Source organism: Nitratiruptor sp. YY08-10, from assembly GCF_016629565.1.
Lineage (GTDB): Bacteria > Campylobacterota > Campylobacteria > Campylobacterales > Nitratiruptoraceae > Nitratiruptor.
Map to the genome: position 1 here is coordinate 285,265 of NZ_AP023057.1, position 13,674 is coordinate 298,938.

Below are 13,674 nucleotides of genomic sequence, written 5' to 3' on the forward strand. Positions count from 1 at the left end.
TTTTTATTAGTCAAGGGGATTTGAGAGTTTAGCCGTGTTTAGCCTTTTTTGAAGTAGTAAAATGCACATAAAGTGCAAAAGCAACGCCTATAATTGCTATAATGGCAGAAGCTATCGTTAAGCTACTCATCTTTAGCTCCTTTGTTTATGAGATACAACCCGCTTGCTGCCGAAATGGTAGCAAAGATAAATGGAGCTATATCCATTTTCCCACTTTTGACAAGTGGGGCTATAATGGCTACTGCTACAATGATTTTTGTAAAATCAAGTAGCAGTTTTCCAGCCTCTTTTATCGTTTCTCTTTTCATCTTCTCATTATAACACAGCTAAAACTCAATCCCCTTGACTGTTAAAGAACATTTGCCTTTGTGAGATATTTTTATTAGTTTTTGTATCTCACAGATAGGCAAACAAGAGAATTATATCACTAAAAGAGATTAAAAGTCAAGATATATTTATCTTTGAGAGATATTTATTTAAAATTTATATCTCTTTGAGAGCGTTTTGAAGATTTTTTATAGCTGATACAAGATTTTTATATTTTTGGTTTTCTAGGAGTAGTTCCATAGATTTAATTGCCCATTTGGGCACTTCTTTGCCTGCGCTCCAGTTTCTTACAGTTGCTTCGGCAGCGCCTATTTTTTCCGCCAGCTCTTTTTGTGTAATTCCAAGTTCTTTGCAGACTTTTTTAACGATGTTTTCTTTTTCCATTTCAAGCCTTTGACTTTGATGTGTAAATAGTGTTAGATGAGAGAATTATTAAGTTACTGATATGATATTTTTTGAATTATATTTGTAAGTACTCCAAGTAGGTTCATAATCATCTGCTTGGTTTCCCCATACAAACCATCCGTCGCGTTTGCCCCTCGCAAACATCTCCAAGTAGGGACCAGGGCTGCAAGACTCAATTATAGAGTATTGTTCATCTGGCTTTCGTGAGTGTTCACGTTTTCGCGCCACAATAATATTTTCTTGTGATCGTCCAGGTTGAAGCGTGCGAGCATTTTTCCCCCTTACGCCAAAAAGCAATAATTCGGTTACATTTCTAAAATAGAAACCAACACCTCTTCTGTCTGGTCCTCCATCTTTTCTGACTTTGTACCATACAATGTTGGTTTTATATGTAAAACCCCATGCCTCCATCACTTCAAGCCCATGTGGCAGAAGTGCATTTGGAACCCATAAATATAGATGTGCTGTTTCTTGAGCAACCTCATTGACTGGAATAGATTTGATTTCATCAAGTGACAAAGTGGGGTAGCGCATTAATCTTTTATGCTCTGGCGCCATTTTACCGGTTCTATTTTTAAATTGCCAAGGTGGGTCTGCTAATATGGTGTAAAATCTTTTGTCACCTATTGATTTCAAAAAATCCTGAACGACATCCATGTTGTTTCCTTGTTAACTTTCTATATACAATTTATCTGTAATCCCAAAAACGAGAATTGGACATCCTCCCCCGCCACCACCTTCTATTCTTGGAATAAGTTTGCTCATGTGTGTTGTTGAGGCTCCGTACGATTTTCCTTTTCCAAGTTTGTCAAAAATAGATTGCAGTGAGTCTGATCGTGTAATTATAATACCTACGCTGACAACCCGCAATTCAAACAAAAGCCTAAAATTGTTTAAATCTCGGTCGAAAAAAGGATCCTTGTTGTTCCATTCAATTTCAAGAGCTATTGAGTTTTTAAAACAATCAACTTTATGAGTTGGTGAATTATAACGCTTCTCATCTACTACTATTGCAGTATCAAACCTTTTTTCAACCCACCCACGTTCATACAAAAATTGATCGAAAAAATTTGCTATTGGAGACTTTCTACCACCAGGTGTAATAATATCGTGCCTATAGAGTCTAAATTGCATAAGCATCTCTATAACATCTTTCCATTCACTTGGATAGTCTTGTTTGAGGATGGCACAAGCGTGGCGCCATTCGTGTATTTCATAATTTTGAAGAATAAAAGATGGCAGTAGATCAATCCCCATTAAGATTCCTGTTTTTTACAAGAATTGTAGCAAAACTTTATCTTGCCTTGTTCGTTATAGGGATTTATTCCATTTCTTTAGCCTCTCCAAATGCTTTCTCTTCTTTACAATCGCTTGTCTGCGATTGATAGCAAGCTGTAAACCGTACTCATTAAGTTCTTCATTCTTTGCCGCAAGCTCATCATATGCTTCTTGAAGCATTTTGATCTCTATTTCATTTTTTGCTGGGACAAAATACCTGGATTTTTCTTTTGCTACTCGCTCCCAGTCGATCTCACTATCAAGTCGTTCAAAGTATTCATCAAGGCTTTTGCCATATAGTTCGTCAAGTGTTGGCATTGGTTTGCTCCTGCATCTCATCATCAAGATTGATGTGTTTTTTGTCCTTTATAGCTTCTTCTAACTCATCTGCTATCTTGAGGTCATCTTTTAAGTTGTATTTTTCTTTGAAATAGTCATCCGCATACAAGCTCCAGTGCCTCATACTGTCTATGACTTGCTGTATGGCTTCTCTAAATGTCATCTTGTCTCCTTTAATTTATTTAGGTTTACTTAGATTTATAAAACCTTAGCTATAATCCAATAAAAACACTGAGAGTAGCGATATGTTTGAAGCAATTCATCACGATTTATCTCCAATAGATAAATTTGTCCAAACGCTGCATAAAACCGAATATGTACAGCAGCACAACAATCAGATTATCACAGATGATGAAGCCAAAGAGATTTTAGAACACGCTAAACACACTCTTGCGTTTATAGATGGCTTCGTTGATATCATCGATGATCTTACTTATGATAAAAGTAGGTTTGAGGAGCTTATTTTCAAGCTTGATGATGATTACGATATGCTCAAATCTTTTACCGCCAGACTCTCTCCCGTGATTAAATCTCATGCTGAGCTTTTGGATATTTCCAATAAAATCCTTGATAAACTTATGATTGCCCAAAGAGAACTTGGGCTGATCATCGCAAACAATGAGAATAAGGCCTAGCAGGTTATACGAACGGGACTTATCAAAAATAAAAGATAAATCCGTTCACAATCAAGTCAAAAAGACCATTCAACTTTTATGTGAGAATCCATCGCATCCTTCACTTCATAATAAACATATTACCTGCAAGCGCGCAGACAATCTTTACAGTGTAAGAGTAAACAAAAACTATCGCATTTTGTATCTTTTGTATGAGGACTATATAGAATTGCATAGGCTATTGGACCACGATAAATACGATAGATATACTAAAGATTGTTGATCACATCACCCCCGCTATATGATATGCTATTTGTGTCATATCATGCTCCTTGTTTCACTCTTGGGATGTATTCATTCAAAACATCATCCAACGTGATCGCTTCACTTTCTAGCTCTTTCAAAGCTTCCGCTCTTCCTTGCTGGTATGCAGCTTTGAGTGCCTCTTCAAATGTATGGAGATCGATAAGTTTCATTCCTTTTCGGTGTGGTTTGACTTGCTCGACTTTTTTCATAGCTTCTTCAAAAGTTTCTGTTTCTTTGGGTTGATTCTTTTCTTTGAGTGCCTTCAAATTTTCATCTCTTTTTTGTTTATACTCTTCAATACTCTCATCCACTACATTCCCGTTGCCATCGCCTTTGAGTCTGCCTTGTGACAGATATGTAGTCACTGTCGCAACGCTCACTCCAAGCTCTTTTGCTGCTTCTTTTTTTGTCATATCTTCTCCTTTTGGCGTTACATCCATTGGTGTGAAACTGCCTCTTTTCATCTGCGTTGCTGGAACGCCTTTTTCTTTGCATTTTTTTACATAGCTTTGATACCATTGTGGGCAAGTTTCGCAATCTTTGCGCAGTACGCAATGATCATATACTTCGCACTCCATCATCTCGCCTTTTTTGATATTCTTGCGGTGACAATATTTCGCTTGAGAGTGATCTCTTTGATTTGCCCCGTCGCAAAATCAAACACTTTTATTCTCTCGCCTTTCTTTTTTCTCACACGAAAGCTTGCAAAACCTATGATTCGTATATCCTCTCCGTTTTGCAGGTGTTCGCTGATTTTGTCCAGGATGGAAGTCGCTATATCTTTTATAGCCTTTTTGGTCATTCCTTTGTATTCCACCGATAGCTCATTTGCTATTTCATTGAGTAGTTGGGTTTTGGTTATCATTGCCTCGCTCCTTGAAGTCTTTGCAGCTATTATTTGGTTCTGGCCACTCATCGTGTTTACCACACCAATATTTTCCATCGCCCCATGGATCGTCGTACCATGTGCAGTTTTTGCATATTTTTTCCGATTCTTGTCCAAATGGATAGTCTATATCTGGTGGGAGTCCATTGCTGTTGTTCATTTGCATCCTCCATCTTTATATTTTTCATAATATTTTTTCAATACTTCTTCAGTTTCATCCTTTAGCTTATATTTCCTACTAAATTTTTTAAATTCATCATAGAAGCGAAACGGAGATTTCACATTGTTTTTTTTCAGAAACGATATGAACTCATCTACTTTTTCAGTTAGAAAGTTATCTGTCATATCGCTTACATACTCTTTAAGCCCGTATTTTTCTACTAATCTTCTACTTTTGGTTAAATCTCCATTCACTAATCCTTGAAAAGCTGCAAAAGCTTTCATATACTCTTCGTCAAGGGTGGATAAGTCCACATTTAACACTAATGTATTTTGAGCTATTTGAGTTAAGTTATACAAAAATGCAAACACGTTTTTAATTCCATGTGGTGCGACACTTAAAGCAAGTGAACATGCAAAATTGTGATATATTTCACATGTTGGTCTATCTTTTTCATCAGCTATATGCTCTGCTATAAAACTATTTAATGCAGCGATATAAAGTATTGAAGTTTTAAATTGAGCATATGATAATTTTTTTGTATTCATTGCTCCACCTCCTTATAGCATCTCTCAAATGTTTCTTTTGAGAGGAACATTGTGTCTTTAGTATGTAGTCCTATGAGTTTGATATATTTGCTGTCAATGCTTACGACTTTGACTTCTTTGTCAAAGCCGTAGATGTTGTCTTTCAGTCGGTAAATTTTTCCTTTTTGGACGTTCATTTTAAATCCCCCTCAAAGTCTTATTTGATATTATTCTTCACAAAAACGTCTTGCCACTGCATTTGTGTTTTTATATGTTTAGTGGCGGACTTAACAACGTTTTTGCTTTTCGGTAATGTCTTTTCTATCGCTTTGATGAATTGATCAACCGTCTCTATTCGATCTCTTACATTTTTGGCGATATATTCGAGCGATTCTGCTGTGCCTATGAGTTGCTCTCTCAGTCTTGCATAAGAGCCTGCGAGATCCAATACGTTGTGTTCCAGCAGAATATACTTACCGCCTTGCTTATAGCGTTTAAGCTCCTCTTCCAAAGACAAAACTCTCCATTGAAGCTCCTCGATCTGCTTTTTGCGTTGGGCAAGCTGGCTTTTGTAACCGTTTATGCGTGCGTCAAATCTTTCTGCGGGGCAGTTGGCAGGTGGCTGGGTGGCTTTTTGCCTAAACTCAAAATATTCCTTTATGAGCCTGATTTTAAAGTCCCTTACTTCTTTTGTATTTTTTAAATATGTAAGAAGTAGGTAAGACTGCTGTTCGTTTAGCCAATAAATCTTTTTTCTACTAGCCCCTCGGCCAGCTTTTACTTTTATTAGTTCATAGTTTAGAGTTCCAAAAAGTTCAAAATCTGATTTATGCTGTCTTATAAGACGTGATATAGATTCTATATTGTTATCTGAAAGCGTTGCAATCACGATATGTGAAACTGATGGAACACCATTGAATACCTTGACTATAGTAGTATCTTTTACAACATCCATCTTGACTCCTTTGGATTTTTTACAATATCAAGATGGATTATAATGTAAAAAATACAATTATGTCAAGGCTTGATATGGATTAAATGCAAGTTTTTTGTAGATTTTTATTGATTATGCACAAGGATTTAAAATCCGAGTGCTATTCAAGTGCCTTTTTAAGAGCTCGTTTCAACTCTTCATAGTTTTGAAGTTCTTTTTTAGTATTTTCAAGCTCAATAAGCAGTTCTATAGCTTTTTGCAAAGGTTCACTCACTTTCCCAGTTGAGGCTGCTTTATTAATAGTATCGAGTTTATATCCAGTTTTTTCTGCCAACTCCCTATACGTTAGTCCCAGCTCTTTGCACACCTTCTTGACGATATTTTCTTCCATCTTTGTCCTTTAGCACAAGTGTTAGTATTATTTCATTTTTCGTTTCTTCATTGAGAAACGACTCAATAAACACGATCTTCTCTGTTTCGTCCATTGTGTCTAATATATCTATAATTTTATCTAAAAGCCGTATTTTGAATTGCCTAAATTTTTCTTCGTATGGTGATGTCATTTTTTCTCCTTTATGTATAATTTGTTTGAGAGGGGCAAGAAAGGAAAACAATGTATATTTCTTTCAATACAAAAGAACTGGCACCAAAGGGTAATATGAGAAAGCTACTCCCAGTTGCTCTTAAGCCAGATGAATATGCTCATTATGCTTTACAATATGCTCTTGAGCAAGTCAAACATATTGATGATCCCTCAAAAGCAGCTAAAGAATTTAAATCAAAAGCCAATGAATTTATAGAAGCATTGGTTAAAAGAGACGATATAGGTTAAATTTGTAATTTGCCCCTCTCACTCATGCCTCTTTTTTTTGTTTACACAAACTGTCGATTAATATTATTCAATATCCTATCAACGCCCGTTATTCTCTGTAGAACTTTCTCAAAAGTCTTATACTCTTGATACTCTTGTAGTATCTTGTTTAGAGTAGGACTTTTGTCTATCTTATCCTTATCTATTCCGAGTTCTTTGCATACTTTGGTAATAATTTCATTGTTTTTCATTCTCTATCTTCTCCTTCACAAACACTCCATCTTTGCTCATATAGCCTTTCCTGTCCTTAATCTCTTCATACGCAGCCTTAACGCACTCCTCAAGCTCAAGTCCAAGCTGTGCTGCCATGATTGTAAGCACCACAACTACATCACCAAAAGCGTCAATTTGGTCTATTTTTTTGTTCTTCTGAATAGCTACGGATAATTCGCCAAGTTCCTCACTAAGCTTCATCCATTGGGCTTGTGGTGTTGAATTTGTGAGTAATTTTCTATCATCAGCCCATTGTCTAATATTTTTGAATGTATCTCTCATTTTTCAAGCTCCTTTACTACCAATGTTGCATAACCTGCTATATCTCTCCAATGATCAACCTCATTTGGATCGCCTGCAAGTATTCGTGCAATTTTGTGTGCTATCATTTGCAGTGCCTCTCTTTGAGTCGAGTTTAGCATTCTCTTGTAGCCTTCAGTGAGGGCTATCTGGTCTTTGAGTATTTGTGAGATTTCTGCTTGCTCTTTGAAGTCCCCATGTGTTTTTTGTCTTTCTTGTAGTATTTGCTCAATCATATCTACTCCTAAAATGGAATTTCATCATCATCTATATCCATCTCTGGTCTATTCGCCTGTTTTTGCCTTTGAACGGTTTTCTCTGGTTGCTGCACCTGTTGCGTTTGCTGTCCATCCTGTTTGCACCCGAGCATCTGCATATTTTCAACCTGCACGGAATGCTTGGATCTTTTCTGTCCGTTGCTGTCCGTCCACTGCTCCTGCACAAGCCGTCCCTCGATAAGTACCTGTTTGCCTTTGCCAAGATATTGGTTTGCAATTTCGGCGGAGCGTCCAAAGAAGGTGATGTCTATGAAGCAAACCTCCTCTTTTTGCTCACCTGATTGTGTTTTGTATTTTCGATTTACGGCAATAGCGGTTTTTGATATCGCCGTGCCTGATGATGTGTAGCGCAGTTCGATGTCTCGGACGATGTTGCCAAGTAAAATCACTTTGTTTAGGTTCATAGCGCTTCCTCAGCTTCGCTAACATATTGCAAAAAGCTTTGAATGAGACCATTTAACGTCTCTTTATCTTCAAGTAGTTTTATCTTTACTTCATCATTTTTAAAATCAATATCCATCTTACTCATTGCAAATTCTGCAAATTGTTTAAAGGCTTGTTTTGGTACCCCTTGATTAGCTATATATGTTGCAAACTCTTTTTTAATGTCTCTTTCTTGTGTGGTGGTATCGTTCGTATGCTCAATGATTGGAGTTTCAACTGGTTCTACTTCTATCTCGTCAGCTGTATAAGGCATTCCAGCAAGTTCATCCGGAAATGCAAGCCTAAATCCTTGTGCTATTGCTACTTTTTTAATCATAGTTCTGGGTTTGCTCTTCCACATTGAGTTATTTTGATTGTATTCATCAAAATAGACTTCGTGATAGAAAGGTTCTTCCCAGTCTTTTCTTTTTATCTCGATACAACCTTTTAAATCTCCATTTTGTGGGCTTCCCTCAGTCCAAGCTCTCCATCCTGCAAGCTTTCCGCTTCTTTCAGCTCTTTTTATAGGGACTTCATAGCCGACTATGATGTTAAAATTATTTCCGTATGGTATGCCGTAAATCTCCCTAAGAAATGGATTAAGATTGAAAGCTTTTGCTATATGGATAAATTTTTTGATGTGGTGCTCGGGTAGATTATTGCCCAAGCTTTGCAGATAATCCATGATTACCTCTTCACTTACTTGAGTAAGTGCGATTGTTTGTTTTGGTACTACTTCGTTTTTCATTTTATGCTCCTATCTTTGGAAATCTAAGTGATTGTGATATGCTGTTTTTGATGTATTTTTGATAGATGTCAGGGTTGTCGCTTTTAAATTTTTTAGTGTCAAAAATAGTTCTTTTTGTCTCTATGAAGCTTAGCCCAATGTCGATTATCTTTTTTGCATTTTCTTCGCTCATTATCTGTTTTATGCGCTCTTCGGCTTCTTTTTTCTTGCTTTCAAGTTCGGCTATTTGAAAAGCCAAAGTTTGGCGTTTATTGAAAAGCTCTTGTAGTTCGTCTTTGTGGCTTAACTCTTTTAACTCCTTTTCATCTTCGGGCTTTTTATAAAGTGTTTTTGTATTAAACTTGCAGTATGGATCACATGTTTCAAACTCATCAAGCTCTATCTTTTCAGGCTCTGCGCCTTGCTTTGCAAGCTCGATCGCCTCTTTTGCTTTTTGCTCTACCGCTTTGTAGATAATCGGTGTAAAACTCACATCAAAGGCTTTATGCTCTCCATTGTCTCTGTTAAGATAGACGATGTGGGCTTTTTTGATGCCAAGCATAGCCATATAGATGTTTACCTGCGTGATGTGTTCATCAAGAGGCTCTTTGATTTTTTGGAATTTCCAGCTGTTGACGGTTTTTAGCTCAAAAAGCTTTTTATCTGCTTTGATAAAGCCGTCAATGTGCCCAGTGAAGTATTCGTTCTCCAAAGCTTTTTCACGATATACTATACGCCTGCCGATTATCTTTTCATAGTAGGGGATGAAGCCATTGTGGATTAGCGTGCCCATCAAAGCTGATCCACTTTGGCTTTCATCCTGTCCGTTTAAAAGATAATCAACTAAACACTTTGTGCATTTATGTGCAATTGAAGCTCTTATTTTTGTGTTCGTCATCTCTCCACCTTTCTATATTTTCCATACCCATAAGGCTCATAAATATCGACGTCTTTTGACTTCTTAATCCGCTCAAAAAATTCAACTATGTAGATGCCAATTCCTGCTATAAGCATAAAAAAGAAGGCACCTACGATACTCCATCCCATTGCTGTTACTGTGTCCATGAGCTCTCCTTTTACCAATTGCCTAAGATTTTCTTTGTTTTGGAATCAATCCAAAACACGCCGAAGAGGTAGCAAACTGCATATTTGCGTTTTCTTTTGATTTTAAGTGCCATGTTTTTTCCTTTTATCTCCAATTAAGGTGTAGCGCTTTATAATTGAAGTAGCCCTTTGGGCTAAGTTCGAAGATGAACGAGCCAGCTTGTGTATGGAGTACGCCCAAGCTCCATGTGCCCGTTAAGCCTCGTAGGAGTTTCTCCTGCGGGGCTTTTTTTTTGGCGTGTTTTAACGGGTCAGAGGTGGGCATCCCATAATAAGGAGGTGCACATGGAGCACACAAGTTGGCTTGCAACTTTTGCCTATCTTATGTTGGCTGTGGGCTATATACTGCTTGCGGTTACGCATTAGATAGGAAACGGTAGCGGGGATTGGGCGCTCCGCTGCCATTCTTACCACTCCATCCCAAAATTTCTTGAAGTAAACGAATGCTCAAAGAATGTGTGTTTTACTTCCCTTGCTTCACTTATTCTGTTTTGTTTTTCAAGTTTCACCATTTCTTCTTTAAGAAGTGCATCGAAGTCTTTCACCTTTTTTCCTTCTCTTGCACCTCGCTTCAGTGCTGCACGGTGGAGTTTTGACAGTCGTAGTGTTGGGTTTTCCATGATTTATCCTTTATGTTGGTTTGTTCGCTGGTATAATCTGTTATCTTGCATGGAAAGGGAGTAAGATGGATATCAGTCTTTGCGATCTCCTCCGCACTCATTTGATTGAGATAGTTGTTGCTCTAAGTAGTGTATTCCTTTTTTTAGTAGCTTCGCTTGTGTTCTGTACATTGAAGCTATGGTCGCTAGAGAATGCACTAGAAGGAGTAAGAACACAACCACCAGAAACCATAGCAAACTCTTTAGAAAACATACTCGAACGCCACAGCAAAAGAAAATTCCCCATAGGATGGCTGAAATGAACAGATACCAGATGATAAAAAAGGCTAGTCTGCTCATTATAAAATTATTAGCAGAAAGCGTTTTTGTTGCGATCCTAGCTATTCTTATCTTTAAAATTTTATCTTTCATAAATGCACCTTTGTGGTTAAGTATCGCTTGCATAGCTCTAATGGCAGCCATTACCGCTCGTCATCCCGTGCTTATACATCCTTGGGAGTGGATTAAAGCCCTCAGGTCCCGATCCGATAAGATGGAAAGGGAGTAGGATCGGGACTTCAAAGCTTTTACCGCTGTCGTGGCTCGGCTACCAGCGGCTATTAAGCCCCTTCCTGGAATCACTCCAGGTGCTCTCCTGCCAAAGGGGCTGAGTTGTCAAGTATCGCTCTCAGAGCCATTCGTAAATGACTCAGTTAAGCGATATAATTGGATGCGGGGAGAATAAACTTCAAGGAGTCCATATGAATATCGATCCAAATTTTGGCATCAATCAGCAACTGCAAGAACAAGCAGCGAAGCTTAGAAAGGCTGCTGAATCTGTCCCAAGAATCGAAGCTCTTTTGGATCAGATTTTGGCTCATCAGATTGCCTTTGCTTACGCTTTGCCAACTCTTCTTGGTAAAAGCGAAGAAGAGGCTCAAAAGTTTTATGATGCTTACAACCAATCTTTAAAATCTTAATTTTTACTTCCTCATCCATTAAAGGATTAGCTATTGCAGCGAAGACCTGGATCGCTATCAGGTCTTTAACCATCTCTTCCATCTTCGACCTTTCTCTCCCCGCATTGTTAAAGAACTCAGATCTTTTTGTGTTGCTCTGTTAGAATGATACGATATGTATTATTAATACCAGCTTAAATATAATACAAAGTGTATTATTATGCTATAATTCCCACATACATCATTAAAAAGGAATGAAAATGATCGAAAAAGAGATTTTGGAGAAGTACAAAGAAACCGATAGGATACTGGAAGATTTAAGGCAAGCTATATATAATAAAAAAGAGGCCACATTTAGTGAAGAAGAGGCGAGATTTATCAACTCTATTTACAAGAGAGCCGATGAACTGAGAAACTTATGTAACTTTGTTATGAAGGCGAATTTATGCAAAATCCAGCGATAAGAATTGCAAACCATTTGGGCAATTTGAAAAATTTCAATCCGCAAAAGAATATGCTTGAGAACTTTAAGGCGTATTTTGGATACGATAAGCCCTTTGAAGTGATATTTTGTCTTTATATGATAAACAAGGATCTTGACGAGATAGAGAAGTTCCTTGTGAATAAAGGCAAGAAAACATCTTCAATAGAGCGCACAAGAAAACTGTTTGACTATACTTGCCTTACAATCCCATACAATAACCTCAAATCAATCAATACAGATGAACTGCGAGAAATATTTGACGGTTATTCTCTTGCTATGGATGATGAAACATTGAAAGATTTGGATGAATTTAAAGAACAGGCTAAATCGCTCTATGATGAGATAGATGATCCATTACTGCGCGATATAATGGATGACATATTGAACGCAATCGACATGTATCCATGCGCTGGACCAAGAGCCTTATTACATAAATTAGCTATTGCAGGTGGGAGACTAGGACTATATATTCAATCTGTCAAAGAAAATCCAGTTACAAAAAGGATAGCAGAGATAATATCCGATGTTTATCAAATGATAAGATTGATGGAAAAAATTGAGAAACTCAAAGAAGCTGGATCGGATTTTGAAAGAATAATGATTGAGTTATTGGGGTAATGAATTGATTAGACTATCTATAATTCTTATCTTATTGTCATCCCTCCACGCCAAACACCTCCATAAAGAAAAAGTCTATCAAAAGATATTCTGCAATAAAGTCCACGGTCAGATGGAATATCGCCTGCCTGACCGCTCTCGTGTGGATTGTTTGACATCAAACTATGCTTTTGAGGTTGATTTTGGGAGAAAAGCATTTGAGAGCGTAGGACAAGCGCTATATTATGCGATGATGACGGGTAAGAAGCCTGGAATAGTTCTAATTCAGGAAACGAGGCGGGATAATAGGTATATAGGCAAGATAAAGAGGTTAGCTAAAAAATATGGAATTGCGGTGTTTGTGATAAATAGGAAGTTTGAGGTGAGGAGGGTTAAGTAAAAAGTGCATGTTATTCAGTTACAATTTCTATCTCTTTATATATTGCTATTGGGGTAATGACAGACGAATGTGGCGGGAAAAAGAGATTTTTTATCCCTTCTGCAAACTGCTTGCTTGAGCTTATGAAATCATCGCTAGGATGGTAATTCATCGCAGTTTCATCATGGTCGCTTTCATAAAATCCAAGTACGGTAACATTATCCATTCCGCTGGCTCCATATTTTAACTGAAATGTTTCTGGATCTTCCCGTAAAAATTCTTTTTTCAAAGAACCTACAATCGATCTTGACCCAGTTTTAAGAAGCATTATAGATTCTATAGTTACATGATTTAAAAACGATGTCAGGAGTTGTTTTATTTTTTTTAGCTCCTTTTTCTCTTTTGTTGATCTTGGTTCATTAAATATTTCACCTACATCAACAAACATCTTTAACATATTATTTGTAGCAATGTGGAGATTGCCACTTACTTTGACTATATCTCCCTGTTTTGCCTTATTGATATTGTATGAATTTTTTGAAAGTATTGAGAGAGTATCGATAATTACAATTTGTTCAGGGTCTACTGTCTCTTTTTTGGACTCTTTTATAGTTTTATATCCTGAAAGTTCTCCATTCATAAATGGTTTGATTCCGACTGCTACCTTTTCAGCTTCTTTTTGATCTGCACTTGTTTCTTTCTCAATTTGTTTTAAATACCCCTCAAACAATTGAGCGTAAAAAGAATCTACTCTATCTCGATCAAGATATAAAAAATCATATAATACCATCTGTTTTTCTCGCTCTCTTTATGTCTGCAGATACTCTTTTGTATTTTTTTTCAAATTTTTTACGCTCTTTCTGTCTTCGTGTATATATAGTATTAAAAAATTTTGACATCTCTTCATTGCATATATGAAGATACTCTCTTATCTGCTCATAAGACTGCTTTTTCATGACTCTCT

The 13,674-nt window shown here is 37.1% G+C and carries 29 protein-coding genes; 6 read left to right on the forward strand and 23 right to left on the reverse strand.

Going from position 1 to position 13,674, the window contains the following annotated elements; genetic code table 11:
- Positions 1 to 122: 122 nt before the first annotated feature.
- The 6 genes from JG735_RS01640 to JG735_RS01665 form a co-directional block, all read right to left on the reverse strand.
- The gene (locus JG735_RS01640; RefSeq protein WP_201335111.1) at positions 123 to 308 is read right to left on the reverse strand and encodes a hypothetical protein; all 186 of its coding nucleotides are present in this window, start codon (positions 306 to 308) and stop codon (positions 123 to 125) included.
- 175 nt (positions 309 to 483) lie between these two features.
- On the reverse strand, positions 484 to 711 hold the full coding sequence (locus JG735_RS01645) for a DNA-binding transcriptional regulator (RefSeq protein ID WP_201335112.1): 228 nt from the start codon (positions 709 to 711) through the stop codon (positions 484 to 486).
- Between the two features lie 48 nt (positions 712 to 759).
- On the reverse strand, positions 760 to 1,389 hold the full coding sequence (locus JG735_RS01650) for an MT-A70 family methyltransferase (protein WP_201335113.1): 630 nt from the start codon (positions 1,387 to 1,389) through the stop codon (positions 760 to 762).
- Positions 1,390 to 1,401: 12 nt separating this feature from the next.
- A complete protein-coding gene (locus tag JG735_RS01655) occupies positions 1,402 to 1,989 on the reverse strand; it encodes a BglII/BstYI family type II restriction endonuclease (RefSeq protein WP_201335114.1) in 588 nt (195 codons plus the stop codon).
- A 54-nt stretch (positions 1,990 to 2,043) separates the two neighbouring features.
- Entirely contained in the window at positions 2,044 to 2,328 is a 285-nt protein-coding gene (locus tag JG735_RS01660; RefSeq protein ID WP_201335115.1) for a hypothetical protein, read from the reverse strand.
- Positions 2,315 to 2,512 carry a hypothetical protein gene (locus tag JG735_RS01665; RefSeq protein ID WP_201335116.1) on the reverse strand — a complete coding sequence of 66 codons (198 nt, stop codon included), beginning with the start codon at positions 2,510 to 2,512 and terminating at the stop codon, positions 2,315 to 2,317. The genes JG735_RS01660 and JG735_RS01665 overlap by 14 nt, the downstream gene beginning before the upstream one ends.
- Before the next feature lie 82 nt (positions 2,513 to 2,594).
- Here JG735_RS01665 and JG735_RS01670 point away from each other — a divergent pair, with 82 nt between their 5' ends.
- Complete coding sequence (locus JG735_RS01670; protein WP_201335117.1) at positions 2,595 to 2,984, forward strand: hypothetical protein; 390 nt, start codon at positions 2,595 to 2,597, stop codon at positions 2,982 to 2,984.
- A 302-nt stretch (positions 2,985 to 3,286) separates the two neighbouring features.
- Here the strand turns inward: JG735_RS01670 and JG735_RS01675 are convergent, their stop codons facing one another.
- From JG735_RS01675 to JG735_RS01705, 7 genes are all read right to left on the reverse strand, one after another.
- Positions 3,287 to 3,847: a helix-turn-helix domain-containing protein gene (locus JG735_RS01675; RefSeq protein ID WP_201335118.1), complete on the reverse strand. Its 561-nt coding sequence runs from the start codon at positions 3,845 to 3,847 to the stop codon at positions 3,287 to 3,289.
- The gene (locus JG735_RS01680) at positions 3,847 to 4,134 is read right to left on the reverse strand and encodes an HU family DNA-binding protein (protein WP_201335119.1); all 288 of its coding nucleotides are present in this window, start codon (positions 4,132 to 4,134) and stop codon (positions 3,847 to 3,849) included. Before JG735_RS01680 ends, JG735_RS01675 begins: the two co-directional genes overlap by 1 nt.
- Complete coding sequence (locus tag JG735_RS01685; protein ID WP_201335120.1) at positions 4,106 to 4,315, reverse strand: hypothetical protein; 210 nt, start codon at positions 4,313 to 4,315, stop codon at positions 4,106 to 4,108. Before JG735_RS01685 ends, JG735_RS01680 begins: the two co-directional genes overlap by 29 nt.
- Entirely contained in the window at positions 4,312 to 4,863 is a 552-nt protein-coding gene (locus tag JG735_RS01690; protein ID WP_201335121.1) for a hypothetical protein, read from the reverse strand. Before JG735_RS01690 ends, JG735_RS01685 begins: the two co-directional genes overlap by 4 nt.
- Entirely contained in the window at positions 4,860 to 5,039 is a 180-nt protein-coding gene (locus tag JG735_RS01695; protein WP_201335122.1) for a hypothetical protein, read from the reverse strand. The genes JG735_RS01690 and JG735_RS01695 overlap by 4 nt, the downstream gene beginning before the upstream one ends.
- Before the next feature lie 20 nt (positions 5,040 to 5,059).
- A complete protein-coding gene (locus tag JG735_RS01700) occupies positions 5,060 to 5,797 on the reverse strand; it encodes a Rha family transcriptional regulator (protein WP_201335123.1) in 738 nt (245 codons plus the stop codon).
- 139 nt (positions 5,798 to 5,936) lie between these two features.
- Positions 5,937 to 6,167 carry a hypothetical protein gene (locus tag JG735_RS01705; protein ID WP_201335124.1) on the reverse strand — a complete coding sequence of 77 codons (231 nt, stop codon included), beginning with the start codon at positions 6,165 to 6,167 and terminating at the stop codon, positions 5,937 to 5,939.
- 222 nt (positions 6,168 to 6,389) lie between these two features.
- Here JG735_RS01705 and JG735_RS01710 point away from each other — a divergent pair, with 222 nt between their 5' ends.
- Complete coding sequence (locus tag JG735_RS01710) at positions 6,390 to 6,608, forward strand: hypothetical protein (protein WP_201335125.1); 219 nt, start codon at positions 6,390 to 6,392, stop codon at positions 6,606 to 6,608.
- 216 nt (positions 6,609 to 6,824) lie between these two features.
- Here the strand turns inward: JG735_RS01710 and JG735_RS01715 are convergent, their stop codons facing one another.
- The 8 genes from JG735_RS01715 to JG735_RS01750 all read right to left on the reverse strand — a co-directional run bounded on the left by JG735_RS01715 (position 6,825) and on the right by JG735_RS01750 (position 10,723).
- On the reverse strand, positions 6,825 to 7,142 hold the full coding sequence (locus JG735_RS01715) for a MazG-like family protein (RefSeq protein ID WP_201335126.1): 318 nt from the start codon (positions 7,140 to 7,142) through the stop codon (positions 6,825 to 6,827).
- Positions 7,139 to 7,396, reverse strand: a complete 258-nt coding sequence (locus JG735_RS01720; protein WP_201335127.1) for a DUF6378 domain-containing protein — start codon at positions 7,394 to 7,396, stop codon at positions 7,139 to 7,141. Before JG735_RS01720 ends, JG735_RS01715 begins: the two co-directional genes overlap by 4 nt.
- Before the next feature lie 8 nt (positions 7,397 to 7,404).
- Positions 7,405 to 7,842, reverse strand: coding sequence for a single-stranded DNA-binding protein (gene ssb / locus JG735_RS01725; RefSeq protein WP_201335128.1), 438 nt, complete (start codon positions 7,840 to 7,842; stop codon positions 7,405 to 7,407).
- Positions 7,839 to 8,609, reverse strand: a complete 771-nt coding sequence (gene bet / locus JG735_RS01730) for a phage recombination protein Bet (protein WP_201335129.1) — start codon at positions 8,607 to 8,609, stop codon at positions 7,839 to 7,841. Before bet ends, ssb begins: the two co-directional genes overlap by 4 nt.
- A 1-nt stretch (position 8,610) precedes the next feature.
- On the reverse strand, positions 8,611 to 9,486 hold the full coding sequence (locus JG735_RS01735; protein ID WP_201335130.1) for a hypothetical protein: 876 nt from the start codon (positions 9,484 to 9,486) through the stop codon (positions 8,611 to 8,613).
- Positions 9,483 to 9,653: a hypothetical protein gene (locus tag JG735_RS01740; RefSeq protein ID WP_201335131.1), complete on the reverse strand. Its 171-nt coding sequence runs from the start codon at positions 9,651 to 9,653 to the stop codon at positions 9,483 to 9,485. Before JG735_RS01740 ends, JG735_RS01735 begins: the two co-directional genes overlap by 4 nt.
- Positions 9,654 to 10,099: 446 nt before the next feature.
- The gene (locus JG735_RS01745) at positions 10,100 to 10,312 is read right to left on the reverse strand and encodes a hypothetical protein (protein WP_201335132.1); all 213 of its coding nucleotides are present in this window, start codon (positions 10,310 to 10,312) and stop codon (positions 10,100 to 10,102) included.
- Between the two features lie 72 nt (positions 10,313 to 10,384).
- On the reverse strand, positions 10,385 to 10,723 hold the full coding sequence (locus JG735_RS01750; protein WP_201335133.1) for a hypothetical protein: 339 nt from the start codon (positions 10,721 to 10,723) through the stop codon (positions 10,385 to 10,387).
- Between the two features lie 329 nt (positions 10,724 to 11,052).
- Here JG735_RS01750 and JG735_RS01755 point away from each other — a divergent pair, with 329 nt between their 5' ends.
- The 4 genes from JG735_RS01755 to JG735_RS01770 all read left to right on the forward strand — a co-directional run bounded on the left by JG735_RS01755 (position 11,053) and on the right by JG735_RS01770 (position 12,731).
- The gene (locus JG735_RS01755; protein WP_201335134.1) at positions 11,053 to 11,271 is read left to right on the forward strand and encodes a hypothetical protein; all 219 of its coding nucleotides are present in this window, start codon (positions 11,053 to 11,055) and stop codon (positions 11,269 to 11,271) included.
- Positions 11,272 to 11,510: 239 nt separating this feature from the next.
- Complete coding sequence (locus tag JG735_RS01760; protein ID WP_201335135.1) at positions 11,511 to 11,714, forward strand: hypothetical protein; 204 nt, start codon at positions 11,511 to 11,513, stop codon at positions 11,712 to 11,714.
- Positions 11,696 to 12,352 carry a hypothetical protein gene (locus JG735_RS01765; protein ID WP_201335136.1) on the forward strand — a complete coding sequence of 219 codons (657 nt, stop codon included), beginning with the start codon at positions 11,696 to 11,698 and terminating at the stop codon, positions 12,350 to 12,352. The genes JG735_RS01760 and JG735_RS01765 overlap by 19 nt, the downstream gene beginning before the upstream one ends.
- 151 nt (positions 12,353 to 12,503) lie before the next feature.
- Positions 12,504 to 12,731 (forward strand): hypothetical protein, encoded by a 228-nt coding sequence (locus tag JG735_RS01770; RefSeq protein ID WP_201335137.1) that lies wholly within the window; start codon positions 12,504 to 12,506, stop codon positions 12,729 to 12,731.
- 10 nt (positions 12,732 to 12,741) lie between these two features.
- Here JG735_RS01770 and JG735_RS01775 read toward each other — a convergent pair whose 3' ends face one another.
- Together JG735_RS01775 and JG735_RS01780 are read right to left on the reverse strand one after the other, a co-directional pair.
- The gene (locus JG735_RS01775; protein WP_201335138.1) at positions 12,742 to 13,500 is read right to left on the reverse strand and encodes a hypothetical protein; all 759 of its coding nucleotides are present in this window, start codon (positions 13,498 to 13,500) and stop codon (positions 12,742 to 12,744) included.
- Entirely contained in the window at positions 13,487 to 13,666 is a 180-nt protein-coding gene (locus tag JG735_RS01780) for a hypothetical protein (protein WP_201335139.1), read from the reverse strand. The genes JG735_RS01775 and JG735_RS01780 overlap by 14 nt, the downstream gene beginning before the upstream one ends.
- Positions 13,667 to 13,674 lie beyond the last annotated feature (8 nt).